Consider the following 19206-nt stretch of genomic DNA (forward strand, 5'->3'; position numbering starts at 1 on the left):
TGATCTTGTCGGTCTGCGGGGGCCGGGTGCTCATCGTGTGACCACGATGACGGGGATACCGTCGGAGCACTGGGTGAACGACGACGGACGCGGGTCCACGCTGGCGTCGCCGCCGAGCGCGGAGGCCACCTGGTCGGCCGCCGACTTCTGGCCGTCGTCGTAGAAGATCGTGTTCTCGGTGATCGACGACGTCGACAGGTTGCCCGGCTCCGCGGTCTGGAATCCGGCGGACTTCAGGGTGTCGGTGACCTCGGAGGCCAGACCCGAGACCGAGCCGGCATTGAAGACACACAACTCCGGTACATCGGCCGACGCCGTGCCCGAGGAGGTGGCAGCGCTACTGCTCGCGGTCGTCGTGGTGGCCACCTGCGTCTGCGCCGCCTGCAGCTCCTTCTCCGGGTCGTTGCCACTGGTCGCCGCGGAGTGCCACCCCAACCCGAGGCAGACGATGGCGACCGCCAACAACATCATGGCGCCGGCCCGCAACGGCAGTCGACTCGGTTCGCGATCAGCATTCATCACCGAGAACCTTACTTCACATCCGAGGGCGGGCCCGCCGCGGTCGCGGTGTCAACGGATGGGTCGGATCAGGTGATCTCGAAGCCCAGACGGCGGGCCGCACGGGCCTTCTGCCGGGATGCACGCAGACGCCGCAAACGCTTCACCAGCATCGGATCCGCGGCCAGCGCCTCGGGCCGATCGACGAGCGCGTTGAGCACCTGGTAGTAGCGGGTCGCCGAGAGCCCGAAGAGCTCCTTGATGGCTTCTTCCTTGGCACCGGCGTACTTCCACCACTGCCGCTCGAACGCCAGGATGTCGTGTTCACGACGGGACAGGCCGTCCGCGCCGACCTCATGCGGGTCGGCGGCATTGGTCGCGTCGGCGGGAACTTCTGTGGGTGTGGGTTGATCGCCCTGCTTCTGGCTTCGCGCAGCTGCGCCGTCCATCTCGCTCCCTCAAGATCGCCTCGTGCACATCACATCACCGATCCGATCGGCGGTCCTCCCCGACCAGATCGATCAACACCACCGACCGGAGAATTCAGGTCACCGAACAAATCACAGCAATGTGGTTCGCTGATCATCTAACCACGATCGGCGAGCCGGTTCGCGGTGTGACTCGCCACGACTCGACGATGCCGACAACGCGCTCGGTAATCTATCCGGCATGGCAATTCTCCCGATCTGCATTGTCGGCGAACCCGTCCTGCATCACCCGACGGAACTCGTCGAGCTCGATGCACAGCGGCGGCCGTCTCCGGAGCTGGTGACACTGCTCGACGACATGTTCGCGACGATGGATGCCGCCAACGGCGTGGGGCTGGCCGCCAACCAGGTCGGTGTCGGCAAACGGATGTTCGTCTACGACTGCCCCGATGGTGAGCGCTTCGAGGCGCGGCGGCGACGCGGTGAGGTGATCAACCCGGTGCTGGAGACCTCAGAGATCCCCGAGACCATGCCGGACCCCGACGAGAATGACGAGGGCTGCCTCTCGGTCCCCGGTGAGCAGTTCCCCACCGGCCGGGCGGACTGGGCGCGGGTCACCGGCGTCGACCGCAACGGCGAGGAAGTGGACATCGAGGGCACCGGCTTCTTCGCCCGGATGCTGCAGCACGAGGTCGGGCATCTCGACGGCTACCTCTACGTCGACGTGCTGATCGGACGCAACGCCCGCGCTGCCAAGAAGGCGATCAAACGGCAGGGCTGGGGCGTGCCCGGGCTGACCTGGTTGCCCGGGGCGGTCGAGGATCCGTTCGGCCACGACGACGAGGACTGATGGCGGACCGGGTGATTTCCTGGTGAACGGGACGTCGAGCACTCCGGACGGGCTGGCCGGCGGCGACCGTGCGCCCTTCGTGGGCGATCGGGTCCCCTTCGTGGGCGATCGTGTCGTCGTGCGGTATCGCCTCGGCGAGGCGACGCCGTCCGATTGGCGCCGCGACCCGGCGGCGGCGCTGTCGGACGTGACCGGAGTTCTGCTCGACGACTCGGACCCGCTGGTCGTCGACCGGGACGGACCGCAATCGATTCCGAGGTCGGCGATCACGTCGATCCGGTTGCTGTCGCGGGTGACGGTGCGCAACTCGGAGATCCGGGCGCTCGAGGAGGCGGCGGCCACCGCCTGGCCCGGTGTCGAGTCGGCGATGGTCGCCGGATGGATGCTGCGCGCCGGCCACGGCTTCACCCGTCGGGCCAATTCGGCCGTACCGCTGGAGTTCGGGGCGGGCACCGACGCGTCCACCCTGGCCGCGATCCGGAACTGGTACCGGGATCGGGGCCTCCCGACGCTGGTCGCGCTGCCGGAACGGCTCATCCCGGCCGGTCAGCTCGACGGCCGTCCGGCCAGCGGCCAGATCCAGATCCTGGTCCGCGATGTCGACGGTTTCGCCCGCACCACTGGCGGAACCTCCGTACGCCTCGACGACACCCCTGATGCCGCATGGTTGCGTGCCTACCGCGGCCCCGACGTCGACGTGACGACGGCGGCCACGGTGGTCGGCGCATCGCGCGGACCGGTCGTGGTGGCCTCGATCGCCGACGACGATCCGATCTCGATCGGACGCGCCACCGTCACCGAGGCCACCGACGGCACCCGCTGGCTGGGGCTGACCGCATTGTGGACCTCACCCGGGCATCGGCGCCGAGGTCTCGCCGCCGAGGTCATGTCATCGCTGGTGGCCTGGGGCGCCGAGCACGATGCGCGGCGGATCTATGTACAGGTCGAGGTCGACAACCGGATCGCCGGGACGTGGTATCGCGCCCTCGGTTTCGGCCTGCACCACCGGTCCCGCTACATCGAGTTGTGAGTCGTGCTTAGGGTGAGCGCGTGACAGGGGCGAGAGCGACGCGGCAACGGGCGATGCTGTCCGTGGCCGGATTCGTGGTCGTCGTCATCGTCGCGGCGCTCGCGTGGCTCCTCGCCGATGGCGGCGATCCGGCGGGCGGCGGGAGTGCGTCCCCTGGTGCGGCCCCGAGCGCGACGTCGGCGGCGGGGCGCGCGTCGTCGACGAACCCGGCGGTCCCGGATCATGTCCTGACCACACTGGCTTTCATCGATGCCGGTGAGTGGCCGGAGGCCGCCAACGCGCCCGGTACCCACGGCGGCGACGTCTTTCGCAACAGCGAGGGCAACCTGCCCGCCACCGATGCGCAGGGTCGGCGGATCACCTACCGCGAGTGGGATGTGAACCCCAAGAAACCGGGCCAGAGCCGCGATGCCGAACGGATCGTCACCGGGAGCGACGGCACCGCCTGGTACACCGACGACCACTACCGGACCTTCGTGCGCATCCGGGGGCCCGACCAGTGAGCAAGTCACAACCGACGCCGTTACGCCGGTTCATCTTCGATGCGGGGCACAGTGGACCCGTCGTCGGAGTCCTTGTCGGCGAACAGCTTCCCCGGCTCGACGACGAGGTTGTGGTCCGGCAGGTGAACGGTCGCGAGATGCCGACAGTTTCGACGCTGTTCGACGAGTTCGCCCGATCCTGGGAGTTCGGGGATCATTTCGGCCACAACCGGGACGCATTCGACGAGTGCATGCGCGACCTCGGCGGCGACCGTCCCCCCGACGAGCCGCCGCCGACGTCGTACATCACGGCGATCACACACGCCGAGAGCCTGCTGCGCCGCGAGCCCGACGAACTGCGGTGGTTCGGCGAATCACTCGAGTTCTACCGGGACCACTATCGCGACAGCGCCACTCCCCCGGCGTCCTTCGCGGTGATCCTGCTGACCCCGGCACCGCTGCTGGGTTGGGTCCAGACCCGTTGGCGCGAGGCAAAATCACCCGTCGCCGTGATCGAGAGCTGATATGCGCATCGCCACCTGGAACGTGAACTCCATCCGCGCCCGCTCCGAGGCCGTGGTCGGTTGGATGGAACGTAGCGACATCGATGTCCTCGCCATGCAGGAGACCAAGTGTCGCGACGACGAGTTCCCGGTCATGAGCTTCCTGGCCGCCGGGTACGACGTCATGCACGTGGGCACCGGCGGATTCAACGGCGTCGCGATCGCGTCGCGGGTCGGCCTCGAGGAGGTGGAGATCGGCTTCGAGGGGCAGCCGACATTCGGCGCCGAGCACACCACTCCCGCCCGCGAGGCACGGGCGATCTCCGCACGGTGCGGCGGTGTGCGGGTGTGGAGCCTGTACGTACCCAACGGGCGTGCACTCGATGACCCGCACTATCAGTACAAGCTCGACTGGCTGACCAAGCTGCGCGACATCGGTGCGTTGTGGCTCGCACACGATCCGGCTGCTCAAATCGTCCTCGCCGGTGACTGGAACATCATCCCCACCGATGGCGATGTCTGGGACCGTGCGGCTTTCGAGGGCAAGACGCACGTGTCGGGTCCCGAGCGGGCTGCGCTGGGGGCGATCCGCGACGTCGGCTTCGTCGACTCGGCCCTCCCTTACACCGACGCGTACACCTTTTGGGACTACACGCAGCTGCGGTTTCCCCGCAACGAGGGCATGCGCATCGACTACCTGCTGTGCTCGCCGGCGTTCGACGATCGGGTGCGCGGCGCCTATGTGGACCGCGAGGCGCGCAAGGGCAAGGGTGCGAGCGATCACGCGCCGGTCGTCATCGAGGTGTGAGGCCCCGCCGAGTGCCGTTCGGTACTTAGGTTAGGCTTCACATATGAAACGTGGGTTGCGGGCTTTCCCGGCAGTGATCGCGGCGCTCCTGGTGGCGGTTCTCGCCCTCAGCGCCTGCAGTTCACCAGAGGAGTCGGCGGACGGCGGGGCGCCGATCCAGGTCAACACCTCCAAGGGATCGGTGACCATCAACGGTGCGCCGAAACGGATTGTGACGCTGGGTGCGCAGTGGATCGACGTCACGCTGTCCTTCGGTGTCACGCCCGTCGCCTATCTCGACAACATCCAGGTCCTGACCGGCAATCCCCCACCGTGGTCGAGCGACAAGCTCACGGAATCGACCCCGATCAGCACCGACGACATCGTGGCACAGGTGGCCAAGGCCAAGCCCGACCTGATCCTCGCGACCTCGTACATGGCCGACGATCAACCGGAGATCTACGACAGCGTCGCCAAGCTCGCGCCGACGATCCCCGGCATCACCGGGAAGCAGATCGATCCGTGGCAGGACATGGTCACCTTCCTTGGAACCGTCCTGCGGGAACCGGACAAGGCCAAGGAGATCACCGCCGGCGTCGACGCCAAGATCGACGCGGCGAAGAAGGACATGCCCGGCCTACAGGGCAAGACCTACACGATGGCGTACATGTTCTCCGGCGACCAGATCCAGGTCATGGCCGATCCCGACGACGGTTCGACCTACCTGTTCTCCTCGCTCGGCATGAGTATCGCGCCGCAGTTGGTCGCCCAGTTCCGCAAGAGTGGCCAGCCGCGCTTCCCGATCTCCACCGAAAACGTTCCGCTGCTGAACTCCGACCTGTTGGTCATCACCGCGAACACCGATCAACAGATGCAGGCACTGGAGAAGCTGCCCGGCTACCAGGGGCTGCAGTCGGTGAAGAGTGACGCCGTCAGCCGGCTGACAGTGGCCGAGATCGGTGGCCTCAACGAGCCGACACCCCTGTCCATCCCGTATGTGCTGGACAAGATGCATCCGGCGCTGCAGCACGCGGCGGCGTGACAGACCGGTGAGCACCGCCGCCGACACCACGACGATCCAGACGATCTACCGGTTCACCGACGGCGCACGATGCCTGCTCGGTGGCGGTGGAGTCGCGGTGATCCTGCCCGCCAAGCAACGACTCGACAGGCTGTCGGCACCGCAGATCGCACTGTTGCGCACGCTGAACGCCGGCCCCACTGCCGTCGACGACGCCGATCCGTCCGTCAGCGAGTTGACGAACCGGCTCATCGAGAGCGGCGCGCTGTCTACGACGGTGCGGGTCGATGGCCGGGACATGTACTCGCTGAGACCGTTTCGCCGGCCGCCCGGTGCCCGACCGAGGCCATTTGCGACGACCGATACGGTGCGCCTGTCCCGGTTCACCGTTCTCCGCCGCGTCGACGACGACATGATCTCGGAGAATCCACGGTCCTGGTGCGACATCGCGGTGCACGATCCGACGATGCTCGCCGTCATGACCGGAATCGGCCGGAACCCAGAGGATTCGAGGACGGCATCGCTGCGCGACCGACTGGCCGCCGACCTCATCTGGGCCGGCCACGCGGTGCCCGGCGACGCCGAGGATCACGAATTCGCCACGCGCAGTTGGAGTCCACACGAGCTCTGGTTTCATCGACACAGCACCGTCGGCGACCGTGGGACGAGTTGGGCACACTTCGGTCCGACCCGCTGGGCCGACGGCGAGTTCGAACCCGTCCCGGCACGGCCGGCCACGTACCCGGGAAAAGCGATCACCCTTCCCGCTCCCGATCTGTCAGAGCTTCGCGAGCACGACCGCCCGTTCGCCGACGTCGTCGAGGATCGGACGTCGGTGCGCGACTTCGACGATCACCGCCCGATCACCAAGCAGCAGCTGGGCGAGCTGCTGTTTCGCTGTGCGCGCACACGCGACGTGCGTACCATCAATGCGGACCGGCCCGTCGCCGAGGAACTACCGTCGCGCCCGTACCCGTCGGGTGGGTCCCTCTACGAGTTGGAGATCTATCCGGTGGTGCGCACCGCCGACGGCGTACCGGCGGGCATGTACCACTACGATTCGTTCGATCACGTCCTTCGCCCCGTGGCGTCGTATGACACTGTCGCCGTATCGAAGTTGATCGCCCCGGCCGCGCTCACGCTGGCGGACGGCCAGCTTCCGCAGGTGCTGTTCGTCCTGGCCGCACGGCCCGGGCGGATCATGTGGACGTACGAGCAGATGCCGTATGCAGTGATCCTGAAGCACGTCGGCGTGCTGACCCAAACGCTGTACCTCACCTCTACCGCAATGGGTTTGGGCGGTGTCGCGCAGGGATACGGCGACACCGCGGCGTTCGCCGAGGCGACAGGTGCCGACGAGTTGGAAGAATGCAACGTCGGCAGCTTCGTGGTCGGGACACCGCGTCGCTGACCTGGGTTGAGGCGGTTGCCGGTCACGCCGACCCGAGATCGGATGGTGCGGATCGCAGCGTGCCGCCGATGGTCGAGGACCAGGGGAGCGAGAGCCCCTGCCGCAGATCGAGCAGACGCCATCCGCTGATCGAGTAGTCGACGAGTGACAGCGACCCGACCCTCCGCTGATCGACTAGACCACGAGCGACAGCGACCCGACCCTCCGCTGATCGAGCAGACCACGAGCGACAGCGACCCGACCCCTCCGCTGATCGAGTAGACCACGAGCGACAGCGACCCGACCCCTCCGCTGATCGAGTAGACCACGAGCGACAGCGACCCGACCCTCCGCTGATCGAGTAGACGACGCAGCCCTTCCGCTGATCGAGTAGTCGACGAGCGGCAGCGAGGAGACGTATCGAGATCCCCTGCCACACAACCATTCAGCCCCGACGCAAGCAATCCTCGGCATCCCCGAAGAATTCTCTGCACCTTCCTCCACAAACCCCTTGACATCGAACGCCAGTTCGAATACCTTGGATGTCATGAGAACTTCGGGGGAACTCTCACCGCTTGTCGATACACTCCGTGACCTACCCATCGTCGAGGCCGACCTGACCAAACAGTCGGCCTTCGACACGACCCAGGCACTGATCGTGATGGGCAACCTGATCGCCCACCACCTGGCGATCATGGTCGGCCACCTCGACCGCCTCGGTGTAGCGAAAGACCACGGCCGCACAATGACCGAACTCTTGATCGTGATGGGCCTGGCACCCGCGGTCGCGGCTCGCCTACAGCGCATCGCCGCCACCCGCGACACCCTGCCCACCCTGCACGCCCACGCCGCCGACGGCGCGATCTCCAGCGAACACACCGACGCGGTGGTCAAAGGGATGGATCATATTGCCAAGAGATCAGCGGAACCGATCGACGACGCAGCGCGTCTAAGATGTGTGACAGATCTTCTCGGACAATTCTTCTCCGGCGCCACCCCCGCCGACATCACCAAACACGCCCGCGCGTTAGGCAATAAGCACGCCGACGACACCGGCGGCCTACCCGCCTCGGAAGACCGCAACCTCAACACCCTGTCCAAAGCCATCACCAGCGACGGACGACTCGAAGTGCACGCCGACCTCAACACCGACGTCGGCGAAAAGTTCCACGCCGCCATCGAGGAACTGGCCAAACCCCGCCCCGAACCCGACGGCTCCCCCGACGCCCGGTCGACCGAGCGCCGCCAAGCCGACGCGCTAGAAACGTTGCTGGACATCGCTGCTCGCGGCGGCGATACCGCCTCCACACCGCGCACCCAAACCCTGATCACGGTACCCGCCGAACGACCCGCCGACGCCGAACTCGAGTTCATGGGGTCGATCACCGAAGCCACCCTGCGCACCCTGACCTGCGACGGCACCATCACCACCATGATCGTCGACGACGAAGCCGTCCCCCTCGACATCAGCCACGACAAACGCCTGTTCCCCGCACCTCTGCGAAGAGCACTGCACCAACGCGATCGGGGCTGCATCAAATGCGGGGCACCCGCCACCCGCTGCCACGCACACCACATCAAACATTGGGCCGACGGAGGCAAAACCTACCTGGAAAACGGCTGCCTGTTCTGCCCCTCATGTCACCACGACGTCCACCACAACGGCTGGGACGTCGTCATGGGACTCGACAAACACCCCTGGCTCATCCCGCCGGCATCCGTCGACCCGCAACGACGCCCGATCCCCGCCCACAACCGGCGCACCCTCAACCTCGACAACCTGCCCACCGCCGCCTGAACCGAGACCCGGTGACCACAACCGCCAGACCACCACCGCCGACCACCCACATCGACTGACCACCTGGCCAACCCGCCCCAACCTCTCGTTGATCGAGTAGAGTCCCGAGCCCGCAGGCGAGGGACACCCTTCCGCTGATCGAGTAGATTCCGAGCCGCCAGGCGAGGGACCCATCCGCTGATCGAGTAGGTTCCGAGCCGCCAGGCGAGGCACCGTATCGAGATCACCCAACCCAGGTCTCGATACGCAACTCACTTCGTTCACCGCTACTCGACCAGCAGAGAGCGACCCACCCGACGCGCGTAAACCCACGTACCCAAGACTTCCCACGCACCCGACCCCACGCCGGGACCGCATCTGATCCTTGAGAACTCCATAGAGTGAAACACACACGGCGCCACACGGTGTCGCGTACCCGACGGCCACCCAAACCCGGTCACCACGACGACCGGTCCCAGGTGGTGCGTGGTACGCGACACCGGCGCCGAGCACACGCGTCAGCGATCTGGACGGTCAGACTCCGGCATCGCCACTGCCGCAGCGAGAGACGTCACCGAACGCTGCCAGAGCTCGGTGAGCTGATCGACCTCGTGAGCAGCCAGCAGATCGGCCCCGTAGCGCCAGTTGGTCACCAGCTGCGGCCCATCGTCGGTTGCCCGGACCACGGCGACCACGTCCAGGGTGTAGCGCAGAGGGAGGTCGGGTTCCGGGTCCGTCGGCAGGTGGTCGTTGATTTCCAGATCGGTGATCGGCGACCAGGGTTGCCGCGAGGTGCCCGGCGTGTGCAGGTCGAAGCGTCCGAGATAGTTGAACTCGACCTGTGGTTCGGGGGCCGCCCGCAACTGCGGGTCGTTCGCGACGTATTTCAGTACGCCGAAATCCATACCGTGGTTCGGAATCTCAGCGAGCTGTGCGCCGATCTCGGTGAGCAATTCACGCCCGCTATGGGGGTCCGCCGCAACCTGAGCGGCGTCCACCTCCCGATCCACACCCAGCCGAACCGGGAACACGGTGGTGAACCAGCCCAGCGTGCGGGTCGTGTCGATCTCCGGCCCGGCCAGCTCGTCCTCGCGGCCGTGTCCCTCGAGCGCGATGTATGCGCCACATGCGGGATCTTCGCCACGTTTCCGCCGCCATCCCGCGAGGGTGACGGTCAACGCGGTGAGCAGGAACTCACGCATACCGATCCGCCGGTCGACGGCTTGCAGAATCCGCTTCGTCGTCGGCACGTCGGTGAGCGTGACGGCAGACCGCAACGATGACCACGTGTCGGAGGTGGGATCGGGGCGGCGGGCACCGATCGCAGGGTCGGTACCCACGACGTGACGTTCCCAATACGTCTGTTGGGCAACCACGGCTGCGTCCGCGGACCGGGATACGACCCGCTGGCACCAGTGGCGGTAGTCCGTGGGTTCACCGGAGACCGCCGGCGCCCTCCCGGCAGCGATAGCCGCGCCGGCCTCGGCGATGTCGCCGAACAGGATCTGCCAGCTCACCGCATCCACGGCCAGATGGTGGATCGCCAGCAGGAGCACATCATCGGCACCCTCACGGCACAGGCGGGTTGCGGCGACAATCCGTCCCGCTGTGGGGTCGACCCGGTCGTTGGCGGCCCTGGCGGCGGCAGAGACCGCGCTGGTCAGGTCCGTCACCTCGATGGACGTGAGAACCGCGTCTGCGTCGACGGCGCCGACATCTCTGGTGATGACCCCGTCGGGGGTCTGGACGGCGCGCAACATGGCGTGGGCATCGATCAGCGCCTGTAGCACCCGACGCAGGTCGCCGTCCGACACGCCGGAGGGCACTGCGAACAGCACAGTCTGTGTGAATCGACGATGGTTGCCGTACTCGTACATCCACTCCACCACCGGCAGCGCCGGCACCAGACCCGGCCCGGCATGGGTTCCGTCCGACGTCACATCGACCGCACGATCGATCGCGTCGGCGAGATCCTGAATCGTGGGATTCGACATCACCATTCGCGGCGTGACGAGCAGTTCGCGGTCGCGGAGCGCGTTCACGGCGGCCATCGCGACGATGCTGTCCAGGCCGAGATCGAAGAAGTCCTCGTCGGCATCGGGTGCGGTTCCGAGAAGCTCAGAGACCACGTCGTGGACGATATGCCCGGTCGGTGTCAGCGGCTCGGCGCGTCCTGTCGGCCTGCTCTGCAACGCGCGGGAAGCCGACTCCTGCAACACCCGATTGTCGATCTTGCCATTGCTGTTCATCGGCAGAACGGCCAGGCAGACGATCCGCGACGGCACCATGTGCGACGGAAGGACATCCGTGAGTGATGAGCGCACGGCGCGAGAGTCGAGACCGTCTCCGGCTGCGAAACCGACCAGCGCCGGGCCGGCCGTGCGCTCGACAACGACGACTGCGGCGGATGCCACACCGGGCACCTGCCGCATCGCAGCCTCGATCTCCCCGGTCTCGATCCGATAGCCGCGGATCTTCACCTGATCGTCGCTGCGGCCCACGAACACCAGTTCACCACGGGCGTTGCGGCGCACCAGATCACCGGTGCGATACATCCGGTGGCCGGGAACGAAGGGATCGGCGACGAATCTGGTGGACGTCATCGCGGGGTTCGCCTGATAGCCGCGGACCACCTGCGCTCCGGACAGATACAGTTCGCCGGCCACCTCGTTCGGTACGTGTCGAAGGCGTGCGTCCAGGACATAGGCACCCATCCGGTCGGTCGGTGTGCCGATGACCGGTACCGCCGAATCTGCGACGCGGGCGACGACCGCCTCCACGGTCGTCTCGGTCGGGCCGTAGCAGTTGTGCACCGCGGTGTCCTGCAACGAACCGAGCTGTTGCCACAACGCCGGTCCGATGGCTTCGCCGCCGAGTGCCAGCACGGTCAGATGTCCTTGTCCGGTGCCGGTGCTGGTGCCCGCGCCGGTGTCGCCGACGAGGCCGGCGGCCGCCAACTGGCCGAACATCGATGGCGTCGTGTCGATCATGTCGACCTGCTGCTCGGACAATCCCGCGACGAGTTGACCGGCATCGCGCATCGCCTCGTCGCCGAACAGATGGATGGTGTGACCGTCGAGCAGACCGGCCAGTGGCTGCCAGGACGCGTCGAAACTGAACGTCCAGGCATGCGCGATACGCAACGGCCTGCAGAGCCGCGCCCGCGCCGGTGCCAGCATGTGGTCGCGATGGTCGCGGCAGTAGCTGACCAGTGCGGAGTGGGTTCCGATGACGCCCTTGGGTTCCCCCGTCGATCCGGACGTGAAGATCACGTACGCGGCGCTGCCGTGGTGGATGGCGGGCGGCTCGATGGTGTCGGGGTGACCGGCGATCCGTTCGGCCGTGGCGGGCTCGTCGACCACCACCAGGCCTGCCGTCGATGAACGGAAACGATGTTCATGTGCGGCGTCGGTGATCGCGACGGCCACCCCGGCCTGGTCCAGCATGGTCGCGATGCGCTGATCCGGCAGCGCCACGTCGATCGGCACATATGCTGCGCCGGCAAACATCGTCGCCAAGAGTGCGACCACGGACTCGGTTGACCGTGGTACCGCCACGGCCACAACCGACTCCGGTCCTACCCCCTGTGCGGAGAGTTCCACGCCGAGTCGCGCGGCGCGCGCAGCGAGCTCCCGATAGCTGAGGATGTCGTCGCCCTCGACGATCGCGGGTGCGGCGGGAGTGCGGCGGCACTGGTCGAGGAAGGCCGACACCACGGTGCGCGACAGGTCCACGACATCGTCGCCGACGCGCTTCTCGGCTGCCGCCGACAACAACGCCCGCTCGGCCGGGAGCAGAATGTCGAGGTCGTCGGGGTCACGGCTGCCGGCCTCGGGGAGTTGTTCGAGAACCCGGAGAACGCGGCGAGCCACGTCGGCAGCCTCGATCGTGCCGAGCGCCCCCTCGATCGCCTCGGTGATGACGATGAGTTCGCCGTCGAGCAGGTAGGCGACAACGGTGAGCGGATAGTGCGCGAGGCTCTCCATCGCAAGCGGCAGGAAACGTGTGCCGTCGGGTGTGCTGATCGGTTCGGTCGCGGCGCCGATCGGTGCATTCTCGAACACGAACAGCGTGTCGAACAAGGCCGGATGTCCGGTGGTGCGCTGGATCTCGGACAGGCCGAGATACCCCTGGTCGCGCATCGCACTGGATTCCCGTTGTAGTGCAGCGCACTTGTCGGCCACGGTCTTGGTATCGCCGGTGTCCGCGGTCAACCGGACGCGGGATGGGACGGTGTTGATGAACAGGCCGATCATCTCGTCGGCGCCCGCCAGTCCCTGTGGCCGACCGGAGATGGTGGTGCCGAACACGACGTCGTCGCGGTTGGTCAGTCGGCCGAGCACGGTGGCCCAGGCGTACTGGACCGCGGTGTTCACCGTCAGCCCGGCCGATCGCGCCCACGCGACGAGCCGCCCGGTCTCCGATTCCGGTAGCCGATGCCGGCTGCGGACGGGTTCGGTGGCGTGTTCGGTCGCCTGCGCGCCGGCCGAGCCGAGCATGAGTGGTTCGACACCGGCGAGATACCGCTGCCAGCGGGCCCGCGCAGCCTCCGTGTCCTGGGCCGCCAGCCAGGCGATGTAGTTGCGGTACGGGCGAACCGGTGCCAGCATCTCGCTCGACCCGTCTGCCGCATAGATGGCGAGGAGTTCTCGGAAGAAGAGTGCGATCGACCAGCCGTCCATCAGGATGTGGTGAGCGGTGACCAGCAAGCGCCATCGTTCACCCGGGAGTGCGACGAGCGTGACTCGCAGCGACGGGCCGTTCCGCAGATCGAACCGGCGTGCGCGTTCCGCGGTGGCGAGTTCGTCGAACTCGGCGGCCGCGGTGATCGTCACCTCCTCCCACGGCACGGTCACCGATCGCGGGACGATCTGGACCGGCTTCGGAATATCTTTGTCCCACAGCGATACCCGCAGATTCGGATGTCGCTGGAGAATCGCTGCGACCGAACGACGAAGCCGATCGGAGTCGAGCGCTCCGGTGACCTCCACGACGAACTGCATGGTATAGATGTCGAGTCCGTCGCCGCTCATCTCCGACAGGGTGAAGAGACCCTCCTGCAGTGGGCTGAGGGCGAGGACGTCTTCGATCTCCGATGCCGCGCTCACCGCTGCGACTCCCAGGCCGCACCGATCGAGGCCAACATGTCATCACTGAGGCCCGAGGCGCTCATCGGCGCCACGTCAACCTCCGCGGGCGTCTCGGTGGGATCGTCGGTCCCACCGTCTGCGGCATCGACGGCGGCGGCGAGTTCGGCTATCGAGTAATGGTCGAAGATCTGTTGTGGCGCGAGCGCAAGACCCTCGGCAGTCGCGCGTGCCGACCATTGGATCGAGATGACGCTGTCGCCACCGACAGCGAAAAAGTTGTCGTCGCGGCCCAGGCCGTCGACTCCGAGCAGGTCGGAGAGGATCGCGATGAGGCGTTCCTCGGTGGGTGTCTGTGCGCCGCCTCCCGCGGTTGCCGCCATCGCCTGCACCACGGGGGCCGGTTCGGTGTCGCCGAACGGGTCCGTCAGCGAGGATCCCGGTGCGAGTGCTGCCAGCGTCTCGCCCAGTGCCGCTGCGGCTCCCGGTTCGGTGACCACCCAGTCCCGCACCGAGCCGAGGTCAGTGGTCCCGGCGTGTTGCAGGGCGGCCAGCGTTCGCGGCCCGGCGTACACCCGGTGTGGACGTTCACGGGTGATCAGGTCCGCGAGTTCGGCGGGGTCCTCGTTGTGCTGGTCGGCGGTGATCACCCCGGGCAGCGGCGGTAATGCGATGTCGCTCAGACGGGTTCGGGCGTCCTCGCCGAACGATCCGAGCATCGTCTCGAGGGACCGGGCGATCCCGTCGACCGTCTGCTGCTCGTAGAGGTCGGCGGTACCGACCACGCGTCCGTCAAGGCCGCCGTCCTCGGTGACGGTGAGGATCACGTTGAGATCGAGGAACGATGTGTCCTGTTCGACCGGCAGCAGGGCGATCGTCGATCGCCCATCGGCGGCCAGCGGTCGCCCGGCGGTGTTCTGATCCCGATCCCGGAAGTGGATCATGCTCTGGAACAACGGGTTGCGGGATCGGGTTCGTCGCGGGTTCAGCGCCTCGACGAGCCGTTCGATCGGTACATCCTGATGGGCGAAGGCGTCGAGCACCGTGTCCCGGCACCGACCGATGAGCTCGCGCACGGTCGGATCGCCGTCGGTGCGGGTCCTCAAGACGACCATGTTGGCGTACAGGCCGACAAGGTTCTCCGTTCCGGGGTCGACGCGTCCGGCGACCGGTGTGCCGACGGCGATGTCGTCACCCCCACCGAGCCGGGTGAGCAGGGCGGTCAGCGCCGTCGTCACCATCATGAACTCGGTTGCGCCGCAGTCGTCTGCGACTCGACGCAGGCGCGCGCGGTCCTGCGGCGACAGCGACAGGTCGGCGAGCACCCCGGCTCTGGTCAACGCCTGCGGCCGTGGACGATCGGCGGCCACGGTGATCGCGTCGGGCTGCCCGGCGAGTGCGGCACGCCAGTGATCGATCTGCCGGCGACCGAAGTCCGCGGCCTCGTCATCGACGTGCTGCCCCGACTCGACACCGACCGGGAAGACGCGGTGCTGCCATCGGGCGTAGTCGGTGTAGGTGAGCTCGGCCGCGGGCATCTCCGGGTCGCGGCCCGCTGTGCGTGCCCGGTAGGCGTCGATGAGGTCGGCGAGCAGCACATCGGTGGACCAGTGGTCGATCACCATGTGGTGCACGACGAGGGACAGCACATGCCGGGTCTCGCTCTCCCGCAACAGTGCCGGACGAAGCAGCGGGCCGGATCCGAGATCAAAGGCGTGATGTCGAGCATCCGCGAGCGCGGCGTCGATCGCGTCGGAACCGTCGAGCTCAACGAGCGGTAGATCGAGCTCGACGGTGTCGGCCACGTGGGCCGTTGGCAGCCCGTCCAGTTCGGCGAAGGTGGTGCGGAGCGCCGCATGCCGGGCGACGACGTCGCCGAGTGCGGCGTGCAGCGCGGTTGTGTCCAGGGGTCCGTGGATCCGCAGCGCGAGCGGTATGTTGCCCGCGGCGCCGGGTCCCGAGAACCGGTGCTGGAACCACATCGCGAGCTGCGAGAACGACAGCGGGCCGGGGCCGGTGTGGTCGGTGTGCGCCAGCAACGGACGGTCGGACACGAATGGTGTCGGCGCAATCGGTTCCATCGTGTCGACGGAGTCGTCGATGTCGCCGAGCTCGTCGAGATCGATACCGAATTCGTCCCGTACGGCTGCGTTCACAGCGGCGGCGAGCGCCGAGACGGTCGGATTGTCCAGCGGCAGGCGCACATCGACGTCGATTCCGAACTCGGTGGTCAGCGTGGTCACCAATCGGGCGGCCAGCAGCGAATGCCCGCCGAGGTCGAAGAAGGATGCACCAGCCGTGATGTCGTCGCGGCCGAAGAGGCCCGCATACACCGCAGCGATCCGCTTCTCGGTCGGTGTCTCGGGAGCACGATCGGACTCAGATGCCACCGCGATGATGGGCAGCGCATCCCGATCGAGCTTGCCGTGCGCGGTCAGTGGCACTTCGTCGATCACCGCCAACGCCGAGGGCACCATGTAGTCCGGCAATCGGGTGCGGGCGTACCGGGCCACATCGTCGAGATCGATGGCGGCGTGTGCCGCGGGGATCACGTAGGCGATCAGGCGGGCGCCGGCGTCGTCGGATTCGACGAGCACCACCGCGTGGGCGACGTCGGGATGCTCGGTGAGACCGGCCTCCACCTCTCCCAATTCGATCCGGTATCCGCGCACCTTGACCTGTTCGTCGGCGCGCCCGACGAATTCGAGATCGCCGTGAGCGTTTCGGCGGGCGAGGTCACCGGTGCGGTAGAGGCGTCCGCCGGGAGTGAAGGGGTCGGCGACGAAGCGTGTCGCGGTCAGCATCGGGCGGCCGAGGTAGCCGCGGGCGAGTTGCGGGCCACCCAGATAGATCTCGCCGACGACTCCGTCGGGCACGAGGTGCAGTCCCGGGTCGAGGAGATAGCTGGTCACGTTGGTGTTGGGCGTGCCGATCGGCACGACCGCACTGCCCTGGTGCGTGTTGACCGGGTAGTGGGTGGCCGCGACGACAGCCTCGGTCGGTCCGTAGTTGTTCGAGAGTGCAGCATCGAACGTCGTGGTGAAGGCGTCGGCCACCTCACCCGAGAACGCCTCACCGCCGACCGGCACGGTCCGCAGCATCGTCCACTGTTTGACCTCGGGCACCATCAGCAATGTCGCCAGCAGGGTCGGCACCATGTGCATCACGGTGACACGCTGCCGGACGAGCAGATCCGCCATGTAGGCGATGTCCTGCACAGCACGGGGTTTCGGCACGACGAGCGTGGCTCCCACGGCCAACGTGCAGAAGATCTCGAACATCGACGCGTCGAAACTCACCGACGACGTCTGCACGAGGCGGTCGTCAGCACCGAGGACCTCACCCGCACCGAAGCCGATCAGGTGGTCGGCGATGGCATCGTGCGCCACCGCCACTCCCTTGGGCGTGCCGGTGGAGCCGGAGGTGTAGATCACGTAGGCGACGTTCGACGGACGCAGCGGCGAGAGACGGTCGGCGTCGGTCGGGGCCACCGAGCGTTCGTCGCTCACCGCCGCCTCTGCGCGGGCAAGATCGTCGGCATCGAGCACGATATATGGCGCAGCGTCCGCGATCAGGAAGTCGGTTCGGTCCGCCGGATAGTCCGGGTCGATCGGGAGGTACGCCGCTCCCGATTTGAGCACGGCCAGCGCGGCAGCGACGAATTCCACGGACGCGCCGAGTCGCAGCCCCACCAGCTGCTCGGGGCCCACGCCGGATCGGATCAGCCAGTGCGCCAACCGGTTGGATCGTTCGTCGAGCTGCCGATAGGTGAGGGCGGTGCCGTCGGATACGACCGCTTCGTGATCCGGCCGGGCCGCCACCGCTGCGGCGAACAGGTCCACCACGGTCGTCTCGGCCACCGCCGATCGATGTCCGGTGGAGCGTGCCACCACCTGGTCGCGCCCCACCGGGCTCAAGATGTCGTGGTCACGGATGGAACGGTCGGGTTCGGCGAGCATCCGGTCGAGCAGGTACAGGTACGCGTCGGCCACGTCCGCAGCAAGAGTTTCACCGAAGATCGCTGTGTCGTATTCGATCTCGAGCATCGGCGTCGCACCGGAGACGATGCTGAACTCGAATGGCAGCTGACCGTTCGGGGTGCCCAGTTCATCGAGGTGGGTGGCGGTGATACCGGCCAGCGCGAATCCGTCGGCCGCCGATCGTGCGCTGAGGCTGACCGACACCAGCCGGCCGAGACCGTCCTCGCCCGAGGCGCGTTCGGGATTGATGGCACCGACGACCACGTCGACCGGTGCACTCTGGTGGGCCAAGCCGTCGACGAGGCGGTCGCCTGCTGCGGCGACCAGTCCGGTGAACGAATCGTCGGCGGACATGCGCGTCCGGCACAACAACGTATTGCCGAAATAGCCGATCAGGCCCGACGCCTGCGCGGGGCGGTGGGTGACCGGGATTGCGACGGTGAAGTCGTCGGCACCGGTGATTCGATGCACGAGGGCATCGAGTGCGGCCGCGTGCACCGTGAACGGGCTCACCGACGCTGCGCGCGCGGCCTTCTCGACACGATCTACCAGTGCCGTCGGCAGCTCGCGCGCCAGGCGTGCGTTGGTGCGCGCTCCTGGAGTCGTTGCATGGTCGCGGGTCGGGAGTGCCAGCGGTTCCGGAATGGGCGTCAGTTCTTCTCGCCAGAACGCCAGATCTGTTGCAACAGTCTGCATATCAACAGTCGGGATGTCGACGTACTGCCGCGCCGGCGGTGGCGGTATGTCGGAGTCCTTGTTGTAGCCCCGGTTGACCTCCCCGAACAGCACCGGCCAGGATTCGTCGTCCCAGCAGATGTGGTGGACCGTGAGCATGAGCACGTGCTGCTCGTCGCCCAGTCGGACCAGCAGTGCCCGGATGGGTTGCGCGCTGCTCAGGTCGAACGGCGTTCCGAACTCGCGGCGCGCGAGGACGGCGAGGCGGCGGTCCCGGCTGCGGCCGGACAGTTCGGCGATGTCGGCGGTCTGCCATGGCATGTCGGCGGCGGCGCGGTGGCGTGCCACGGGATCACCGTTCGAGCCGACTTCGTAAGTGGTGCGCAGGATCTCGTGTCGCGCGACCACGCCGTCGAATGCGGCGCGGAGCCGGTCGGCGTCGAGCGGGCCGTCGAGCCGATACGCGACCCCGACGTTCAGCGTCGTATCCGCGGCGTCGCGGTGCGAGACGAACCAGAGTCGACGCTGCGCCGGGGACAGTTCGCTGGTCGCCCCGTCCGGCCTTGCGTCCCCGCCTACCGATTCGGCCTCGGCACTCCCCAGCCCACCGGCCTCCAGCCGCTTGCGGAGGAGTTCTTTCCTGCGTCGAGTGACGTCGTCAGCCATGCCGAAAGTCTACCAAGGTAAGCCTAACCACA

12 protein-coding genes are annotated in these 19206 nt (G+C 67.2%); 8 read left to right on the plus strand and 4 right to left on the minus strand.

The features are described 5' to 3' along the window. Positions 1–30 precede the first annotated feature (30 nt). Both AC4AMJ_RS20975 and napA read right to left on the minus strand, forming a co-directional pair. Positions 31–519 (minus strand): LytR C-terminal domain-containing protein, encoded by a 489-nt coding sequence (locus AC4AMJ_RS20975; protein ID WP_489914441.1) that lies wholly within the window; start codon positions 517–519, stop codon positions 31–33. 68 nt (positions 520–587) lie between these two features. Next, positions 588–947, minus strand: a complete 360-nt coding sequence (gene napA, locus AC4AMJ_RS20980) for a nucleoid-associated protein NapA (protein ID WP_489899212.1) — start codon at positions 945–947, stop codon at positions 588–590. Positions 948–1167: 220 nt separating this feature from the next. On the opposite strand from napA, the gene AC4AMJ_RS20985 reads away from it, so the two are divergent. The 8 genes from AC4AMJ_RS20985 to AC4AMJ_RS21020 all read left to right on the plus strand — a co-directional run bounded on the left by AC4AMJ_RS20985 (position 1168) and on the right by AC4AMJ_RS21020 (position 8787). Then, positions 1168–1776 carry a peptide deformylase gene (locus tag AC4AMJ_RS20985; RefSeq protein ID WP_489899211.1) on the plus strand — a complete coding sequence of 203 codons (609 nt, stop codon included), beginning with the start codon at positions 1168–1170 and terminating at the stop codon, positions 1774–1776. A 22-nt stretch (positions 1777–1798) separates the two neighbouring features. Further along, entirely contained in the window at positions 1799–2806 is a 1008-nt protein-coding gene (locus AC4AMJ_RS20990) for an N-acetylglutamate synthase, CG3035 family (RefSeq protein WP_489914443.1), read from the plus strand. 53 nt (positions 2807–2859) lie between these two features. Beyond that, positions 2860–3309: a guanyl-specific ribonuclease gene (locus AC4AMJ_RS20995; protein WP_489918480.1), complete on the plus strand. Its 450-nt coding sequence runs from the start codon at positions 2860–2862 to the stop codon at positions 3307–3309. Further along, complete coding sequence (locus AC4AMJ_RS21000; protein ID WP_489914445.1) at positions 3306–3812, plus strand: barstar family protein; 507 nt, start codon at positions 3306–3308, stop codon at positions 3810–3812. The genes AC4AMJ_RS20995 and AC4AMJ_RS21000 overlap by 4 nt, the downstream gene beginning before the upstream one ends. A 1-nt stretch (position 3813) precedes the next feature. Beyond that, entirely contained in the window at positions 3814–4599 is a 786-nt protein-coding gene (locus AC4AMJ_RS21005; protein WP_489914447.1) for an exodeoxyribonuclease III, read from the plus strand. Between the two features lie 43 nt (positions 4600–4642). Continuing rightward, complete coding sequence (locus AC4AMJ_RS21010; protein WP_489914449.1) at positions 4643–5620, plus strand: ABC transporter substrate-binding protein; 978 nt, start codon at positions 4643–4645, stop codon at positions 5618–5620. After that, entirely contained in the window at positions 5574–7010 is a 1437-nt protein-coding gene (locus tag AC4AMJ_RS21015) for a SagB family peptide dehydrogenase (RefSeq protein WP_489914451.1), read from the plus strand. The genes AC4AMJ_RS21010 and AC4AMJ_RS21015 overlap by 47 nt, the downstream gene beginning before the upstream one ends. A gap of 526 nt (positions 7011–7536) precedes the next feature. After that, positions 7537–8787, plus strand: coding sequence for an HNH endonuclease (locus AC4AMJ_RS21020; protein ID WP_489914453.1), 1251 nt, complete (start codon positions 7537–7539; stop codon positions 8785–8787). Positions 8788–9284: 497 nt separating this feature from the next. Here the strand turns inward: AC4AMJ_RS21020 and AC4AMJ_RS21025 are convergent, their stop codons facing one another. Both AC4AMJ_RS21025 and AC4AMJ_RS21030 read right to left on the minus strand, forming a co-directional pair. Continuing rightward, positions 9285–13874, minus strand: coding sequence for an amino acid adenylation domain-containing protein (locus AC4AMJ_RS21025; RefSeq protein WP_489914455.1), 4590 nt, complete (start codon positions 13872–13874; stop codon positions 9285–9287). Next, complete coding sequence (locus AC4AMJ_RS21030) at positions 13871–19174, minus strand: amino acid adenylation domain-containing protein (protein ID WP_489914457.1); 5304 nt, start codon at positions 19172–19174, stop codon at positions 13871–13873. The genes AC4AMJ_RS21025 and AC4AMJ_RS21030 overlap by 4 nt, the downstream gene beginning before the upstream one ends. Positions 19175–19206: the final 32 nt, after the last annotated feature.

Source organism: Gordonia sp. LMA484 (assembly GCF_058129505.1).